Annotated in this window: 6 protein-coding genes and 1 pseudogene; 6 read left to right on the top strand and 1 reads right to left on the bottom strand. The window is 69.3% G+C overall.

Annotated features, from left to right (window positions below):
- Positions 1-247, bottom strand: a pseudogene (locus tag WBN91_RS29910) (hypothetical protein); the annotation flags it as partial.
- Positions 248-439: 192 nt separating this feature from the next.
- On the opposite strand from WBN91_RS29910, the gene WBN91_RS29905 reads away from it, so the two are divergent.
- The 6 genes from WBN91_RS29905 to WBN91_RS29880 all read left to right on the top strand — a co-directional run bounded on the left by WBN91_RS29905 (position 440) and on the right by WBN91_RS29880 (position 6,938).
- Positions 440-1,681, top strand: coding sequence for an ABC transporter substrate-binding protein (locus WBN91_RS29905; protein WP_337725178.1), 1,242 nt, complete (start codon positions 440-442; stop codon positions 1,679-1,681).
- Positions 1,678-2,625 (top strand): carbohydrate ABC transporter permease, encoded by a 948-nt coding sequence (locus tag WBN91_RS29900; protein ID WP_337725177.1) that lies wholly within the window; start codon positions 1,678-1,680, stop codon positions 2,623-2,625. The genes WBN91_RS29905 and WBN91_RS29900 overlap by 4 nt, the downstream gene beginning before the upstream one ends.
- Positions 2,625-3,470 carry a carbohydrate ABC transporter permease gene (locus tag WBN91_RS29895; RefSeq protein WP_337725176.1) on the top strand — a complete coding sequence of 282 codons (846 nt, stop codon included), beginning with the start codon at positions 2,625-2,627 and terminating at the stop codon, positions 3,468-3,470. Before WBN91_RS29900 ends, WBN91_RS29895 begins: the two co-directional genes overlap by 1 nt.
- Positions 3,471-3,474: 4 nt before the next feature.
- On the top strand, positions 3,475-4,659 hold the full coding sequence (locus WBN91_RS29890) for an ABC transporter ATP-binding protein (RefSeq protein ID WP_337725175.1): 1,185 nt from the start codon (positions 3,475-3,477) through the stop codon (positions 4,657-4,659).
- Between the two features lie 245 nt (positions 4,660-4,904).
- Positions 4,905-5,792: an SDR family NAD(P)-dependent oxidoreductase gene (locus WBN91_RS29885; protein ID WP_337725174.1), complete on the top strand. Its 888-nt coding sequence runs from the start codon at positions 4,905-4,907 to the stop codon at positions 5,790-5,792.
- Positions 5,793-5,987: 195 nt separating this feature from the next.
- Positions 5,988-6,938, top strand: coding sequence for a hypothetical protein (locus tag WBN91_RS29880; RefSeq protein WP_337725173.1), 951 nt, complete (start codon positions 5,988-5,990; stop codon positions 6,936-6,938).
- Positions 6,939-6,944: the final 6 nt, after the last annotated feature.

Here is a 6,944-nt window from a genome sequence, read left to right as displayed (position 1 = left end):
CGCCGCGCCGTGCCGCCGCCTTCGCCGTGCCGCCAGCCGCCCCCCACCGCACCGTGCCGCCTGCCGCCTCCGCCTCGCCACCAGCCGCCCCCACCGCGCCCCGCCCTGCCGCCAGCCGCCCCCGCCCCGCCGCCGGCCACACCCGCCCCGCCGCCGGCCACACCCGCCCGTGCCCACCCCGCCCCAGCACACCCCGCTCCACCACCCACCCACCCGGCACCCACCCCCACACCCACGCACCGACCACTCGCCGAACCACTGGTTTGGAATCGGTGATCACCGGGTAGTGCCGTTCCGGGCTCCGGTGGTTGCGGCACCTGATCACCAGGCCTACGTTCGATCCACCGGTCGGCCGTGCCGCGGCCGTGTCGGTGGGCACGACGAGGTGCCGGGCGGTGCGGTCTGGCTCCTCCGTTCGTCGGGAAGGAGGGCAGGGCCGATGAGGCGTCATCGGTTGGCCGCCGCCGGAGGTGCCGCGCTGGTCGCGGCTTCCGTGTTGGCGGGGTGCGGCTCGGGTGGCGGCGGGGTCACCATCAACGTCTACAAGTACCCGCAGGAGAACTTCCAGAAGATCGTCGACCGCTGCAACCAGCAGGCCGACGGCTACCAGATCGTCTACCACAAGCTGCCCCGCGAGGCCGACGGCCAGCGCGAGCAGATGGTCCGCCGGCTCGCCGCCGAGGACTCCGGCATGGACGTCCTCGCCCTGGACGTCACGTGGACCGCCGAGCTGGCCAAGGCCGGCTGGATCAAGGAGTTCACCGGGTCCGCCAAGTCCCAGGTCGAGAACGGCACGCTGGAGACACCGCTGGACACGGCTCGCTACGAGGGCCGCCTCTACGGCGCTCCGGACAACACCAACGTCCAACTCCTCTGGTACCGCAGCGACCTCGTCCCGACCCCGCCCAAGACCTGGGACGAGATGATCAAGCTGGGCACCGAGCTGAAGAACCAGGGCAAACCCGGCCTGGTCGAGGCCCAGGGCAAGCAGTACGAGGGCCTGGTCGTCCTGTTCAACACGCTCGTCAACTCCGCGGGCGGGCAGATCCTCGACGAGAACGGCACCAAGGCGATCGTGGACGACAACGCCGTCAAGGCGCTGGAGGTCCTCAAGACCTTCGCCACCTCCCCGGTGGTCGACCCGTCCTTCTCCAACTTCGCGGAGGACGACGCCCGGCTGGCGATGGAGAACGGCAAGGCCGCGTTCATGCTCAACTGGCCCTACGTCTACGCCGCCGCCCAGAAGAAGCCCGAGTTCGCGCCCAACTTCAAGTGGGCGCCCTACCCCTCCATCAACGGTGACGAAGCGAAGGTGACCGTCGGCGGCATCAACTACGCCGTCAGCGCCTTCACCGAGCACTCCGAGCAGTCCTTCGACGCGGTCATGTGCCTGCGCAGCGCCGAGAGCCAGAAGTTCGCCGCCATCAACGACGGTGTCCCGCCGACCATCGAGTCGGTCTACGACGACCCCGAGATGGCCAAGCCGTACCCGATGAAGGAAGCGATCCTGGAGACGCTGAAGGGCGCGAGCGTCCGCCCGCGCACCCCCGCCTACCAGAACGTCTCGACCGTCATCTCCACGATCCTGTCCCCGCCCGCCAACATCGACCCGCGGGCCACGGCGGACCGCCTGAGGCAGGAGTTGCAGGACGCGCTCGACTCGAAGGGGGTGCTGCCGTGAGCCACGCACTCACCACGGAGACCAAGGAGCCGAAGCTCTCGCCCAAGGCCAAGGCCGCCCTGTCCGAGGGCAAGAAGGCCGAACGCCGCCTCGGGCTCCTGCTGTGCGCCCCGGCGATCATCGTGATGGCCGCGGTCGCCGGGTGGCCGATCATCTACTCGATCTGGCTGTCCCTCCAGCGCTACGACCTGAAGTTCCCGGACCGGCAGGAGTTCGTCGGCCTGGACAACTACGTCACCGTCCTGTCCAACGCCTACTGGTGGAACGCCATGTGGATCACGATCGTGATCACCGTGGTGTCCGTCGTGATCGAGCTGGTGCTGGGCATGGTGCTGGCGTTGATCATGCACCGCACGCTGGTCGGGCGCGGCATCGTGCGGACGTCCTCGCTCATCCCGTACGGCATCGTCACCGTCGTCGCCGCGTTCTCGTGGCGCTACGCGTGGACGCCGGGCACCGGCTACCTCGCCGAGATCGTGGCCGGCGGCGAACCCGTGCTGACCCAGAAGATCCCGGCCGTCATGGTCGTGATCCTGGCCGAGATCTGGAAGACCACGCCGTTCATGGCCCTGCTGCTGATGGCGGGCCTGGCCCTGGTGCCCGACGACCTGCTCAAGGCCGCCGCGATGGACGGCGCGAACGCCTGGCAGCGGTTCACCAAGGTCATGGTGCCGGTGATGAAGCCCGCGATCCTGGTGGCGCTGCTGTTCCGCACCCTCGACGCGTTCCGCATCTTCGACAACCTGTTCGTGCTCACCGGCGGGTCACAGGGCACGTCCTCGGTCTCCATGATCACCTACAACAACCTGATCAAGGGCCTGAACCTCGGCATCGGCTCCACCATGTCGGTGCTGATCTTCATCGCCGTGGCGATCATCGCGTTCGTCTTCATCAAGCTGTTCGGCACGGCCGCGCCGGGCAGCGACAACGGGGGGAGGCGCTGATGGCCGGCATCGGCGGCGCCGAGACGACGGGCCGCAAGGCCCGCTGGACGGTGCTCAACATCCTCGTCGTGGCCTACGCGCTGTTCCCCGTGCTGTGGATCGTGTCGCTGTCGTTCAAGTCCAAGGCCACCCTCGCGGACGGCAACTTCATCCCGCGCGAGTGGACCTTCGACAACTACGCGGCGATCTTCTCCACCACGGAGTTCGTGCGGGCGCTGGTCAACTCGATCGGCATCGCGCTGATCGCCACCGCCATCGCGGTCGTGTTCGGCACGATGGCCGCCTACGCGATCGCCCGCCTGGACTTCCCCGGCAAGCGGATCCTGGTGGGCGTCTCGCTGCTGGTGTCGATGTTCCCGCAGATCTCGCTGATCTCCCCGCTGTTCCAGATCGAGCGGTCGCTGGGCCTGTTCGACACCTGGCCCGGCCTGATCCTGCCCTACATCACCTTCGCGCTGCCGCTGGCGATCTACACGCTGTCGGCGTTCTTCCGCGAGATCCCGTGGGAGCTGGAGAAGGCCGCGAAGATGGACGGCGCGACCCCCGGGCAGGCGTTCCGCCGGGTCATCGCGCCGCTGGCCGCGCCGGGCGTGTTCACCACGGCCATCCTGGTGTTCATCTTCTGCTGGAACGACTTCCTGTTCGCGATCTCGCTGACCTCCACCGAGCGCTCGCGCACGGTCCCGGTGGCGCTGTCGTTCTTCACCGGCAGCTCCCAGTTCGAGGACCCGACCGGGTCGATCGCCGCCGCCGCGGTGGTGATCACCATCCCGATCATCCTGTTCGTGTTGTTCTTCCAGCGTCGGATCGTCGCCGGTCTGACCTCCGGCGCCGTCAAGGGGTGAGGCAATGTCCGAGATCGTGCTCGACAAGGTGACCAAGCAGTACCCGGACGGCGCCCTGGCCGTGAAGGACGTGGACATCGAGATCGCCGACGGCGAGTTCATCATCCTGGTCGGCCCGTCGGGGTGCGGGAAGTCCACGACGCTGAACATGATCGCCGGGCTGGAGGACATCACGTCCGGCGAGCTGCGCATCGGCGGCGAGCGGGTCAACGAGCGCGCGCCCAAGGACCGGGACATCGCGATGGTGTTCCAGTCCTACGCGCTGTACCCGCACATGACGGTGAAGGAGAACATGGCCTTCCCGCTGCGGCTGGCGAAGGTCGACAACGCCACCGTGGAGAAGAAGGTCCGGGACGCCGCCGAGATCCTGGACCTGACCCAGCACCTGGACCGCAAGCCGTCCAACCTGTCCGGCGGCCAGCGGCAGCGCGTGGCGATGGGGCGGGCGATCGTGCGCAGCCCGAAGGCGTTCCTCATGGACGAGCCGCTGTCCAACCTGGACGCCAAGCTGCGCGTGCAGATGCGGACGTCGGTGTCGCGCTTGCAGAAGCAGCTGGGCACCACCACCGTGTACGTCACGCACGACCAGACCGAGGCGATGACCCTCGGCGACCGGGTCGTGGTGATGCGCGGCGGGGCCGTCCAGCAGATCGGCGCCCCGCAGTTCCTCTACGACCACCCCGCCAACCTGTTCGTCGCGGGGTTCATCGGCTCGCCGTCGATGAACTTCGTGCCCGCCGCGCTGGAGGACGGGACGCTGCGCTCGGCGCTGGGCGACGTCCCGCTTACCGACCGGGTGCGGCGGCTGCTGGAGGGCTCCGACGCGCCCCGCGAGGTGATCATGGGCCTGCGGCCCGAGCACTTCGAGGACGCCCGGCTGGTGGAGGAGCACCAGCGGTCCCACGGGGTGACGTTCACCGACCACGTGGACGTGCTGGAGTCGATGGGCTCGGACAAGTTCGCCTACTTCAGCCTGGCCGGCGAGCAGGCCACCTCGCAGGAGCTGGCCGAGTTGGCGGCCGACGCCGGGTCCGCGGACGTGCCCGGCAGCGGCGTCTCGCTGGTCACCCGGATCTCGGCGGCCTCGACGGCCACCGAGGGTGAGCAGGCCGAGATCTGGTTCGACGCCGACAAGGTGCAGTTGTTCGACCCCGACACGGGGCGCAACCTCACGTATTCCGCCGAGTGATTGACGAGGGGGTCATCCGACGTGCGCGGATGACCCCCTTTTGTCACTGTCACCGTGAGTTACTGACCAGCCAAGACCATAGGCCGGGACGAACTCCATAGGCCATTCAGCGCAGCAAAACCGCATCTCGCCGCTTTCGCGCGGCTTTCTCTTCTGCCGGTCCCCACGCTGGTCGAAGGCGGGGATAACCCCGATCGACGGGCGTCGGGGTAGGGGAGACCGCCGAGCACAGAAGAGAGCGCGCAATGGGGATTCTTGACGGGAAAGCAGTCGTGATCACCGGTGCCGGGCGGGGGCTGGGCGAGGCCTACGCGATGCACGCGGCGCAGGCGGGCGCCGCGGTGGTGGTCAACGACGTGGACGCCGACCTCGCCGAACAGGTCGCGGAGCACATCCGCGCCTACGGGGGCCGGGCGGTGGCGAGCACGCACACCGTGACCGACCCGACCGAGGCCGAGAAGATCGTCGGAATGTGCGTGACCGAGTTCGGGCGCCTCGACGGCCTGGTGAACAACGCCGGCCTGAACTACGAGACCCAACCGTGGGACGACGACCCGGAAAGCGTGCGACGAACGGTCGAGGTGAACCTGCTGGGTGTCATATACACCGGAGTCGCGGCCATGCGCTCGATGCGCGAACAGGGCAGCGGCTCGATCGTGAACATTTCGTCCGGCGCGTTCTTCGGCCAGCGCAAACTCGCCACCTACGCGGCGACCAAGGGCGCGGTGGCCTCGCTCAGCCTCTCGTGGGCGCTGGACCTGGAGTCCGAGGGCATCCGCGTGAACGCGGTGTGCCCGGTCGCCCACACCCGCATGGTGTGGAAGTCCGAGCGGTCGCTGAGGGCCATCCCGGCCGACCGCACCCCGGGCAAGGTCGCGCCGCTGGTGCTGTTCCTGCTCAGCGACGCGGCGGAGGGCATCACGGGCCAGATCGTGCGCTGCAACGGCAGGCAGCTGCACCTGGTCGGGCACCCGTACTTCAAGCAGCCGATCCTGGAGAGCGACAGCTGGGACACGACGTCGGTGAAGCGGGCCTTCGAGGGCGTCCTCCAGGCCCACCTGGAACCGTTCGGCCTGGAGAAGCGCATGCCCCCACGCCTGCGCGAACTCGTGGAACCGGGCCGCACCGCCTGATCCCCTGTGACGGGCCTGGCCGCCCCCGCGCGGTGGCTGGGTCGAGCCGGGCGGGCCGACTGCCACCGGGGGGTGCGGTCGGCCGGCCCGAGACCCGGTCGCGCTACACGGCGGCCCCGGCCCCTCACTCGGACGGCTGATCAAATCGGAACCGGCCGGTGTCACCATCGAAGGGTGGGGACGCGCAGGCCGAGGGTGACCGATTGGCGACTGGTGGTCCAGTCGCGGTTGGACCGCGTGCGTGCCGACCTCGCCGCCCTCGGCCCTCCCGACCCGCTCGACCCCGAGAGCCAGCAGTGGCGGGAGGTCGCGCGGCAGGAGGCGGCCGTCGTGGACGACATGATCAACCGGGAGGAGTCGCGGCTGAAGACCGTGGCCTCCTGGTGGTCCGGCTGGCACATCGAGCGGGCGTGGCGGTCGTTGCACGAAGCGGAGATCGCGGTGGTCGCGGCCGGGGACGGGTTCCTCGGGCGGTTGCCGGGGTTGAAGGCCAGGGTCGCCGAGAACCTCGACGAGGACGACCCCCGGCGCGTCGCGCTGGAGGAGATGCGGCCGGGCGAGTTCCCGCTGTCCATCGAACGGGAGATCGTGGTCGACGCGCTGCGGGCCTCGTTCGACAAGTCCGACTTCGCGCACGCGGGCTCCCGGGCGTTGCGGAACAAGCTGATCGCCGCGTCGGTGGTGCTGTTCGTGGTGAACACCCTGCTGGGTGTCATCGGCTGGTCCAAGCCGGGCTGGATCCCGATGTGCGTCGGCTCCGAGCGGCTGCCGACGGTGTGCCCGTCGGGGAAGGCGGCGGCCGGCGCGGACGTGTGGCTCATCCAGGTGCTGGGCGCGTTCGGGGCGATCCTGTCGGCCGTGGTGCTGCTCCTGCGCCGCCGGCCGAGCCTCTCGCCGTACGTGATGATCGGCTACCAGGCGACGATCAAGATCCTGCTGGGCTCGGCCCTGGCGGTGATCGGCATCCTGGCGCTGGGCGCGGGCGTGACCACGGGCCTGATCGGGGTGGCGTCGCAGGCGGCGTTGCTGCTGTGGGCCGTCATCCTGGGCTACTCCCAGCAGATCGCGACCCGCCTCCTGGACAGCTACACCGACCGCGTCATGGACCAGGCCCGCCCGCTGCCCAAGTTCGAAGGCCAGCGCTGAGCCCAG

This window comes from Saccharothrix sp. CCNWYY140, assembly GCF_037401995.1.
In the GTDB taxonomy this organism is placed as follows: domain Bacteria; phylum Actinomycetota; class Actinomycetes; order Mycobacteriales; family Pseudonocardiaceae; genus Actinosynnema.
Note: the sequence above shows the minus strand (reverse complement) of the source record. Positions and strands in the feature narration are given on the sequence as shown.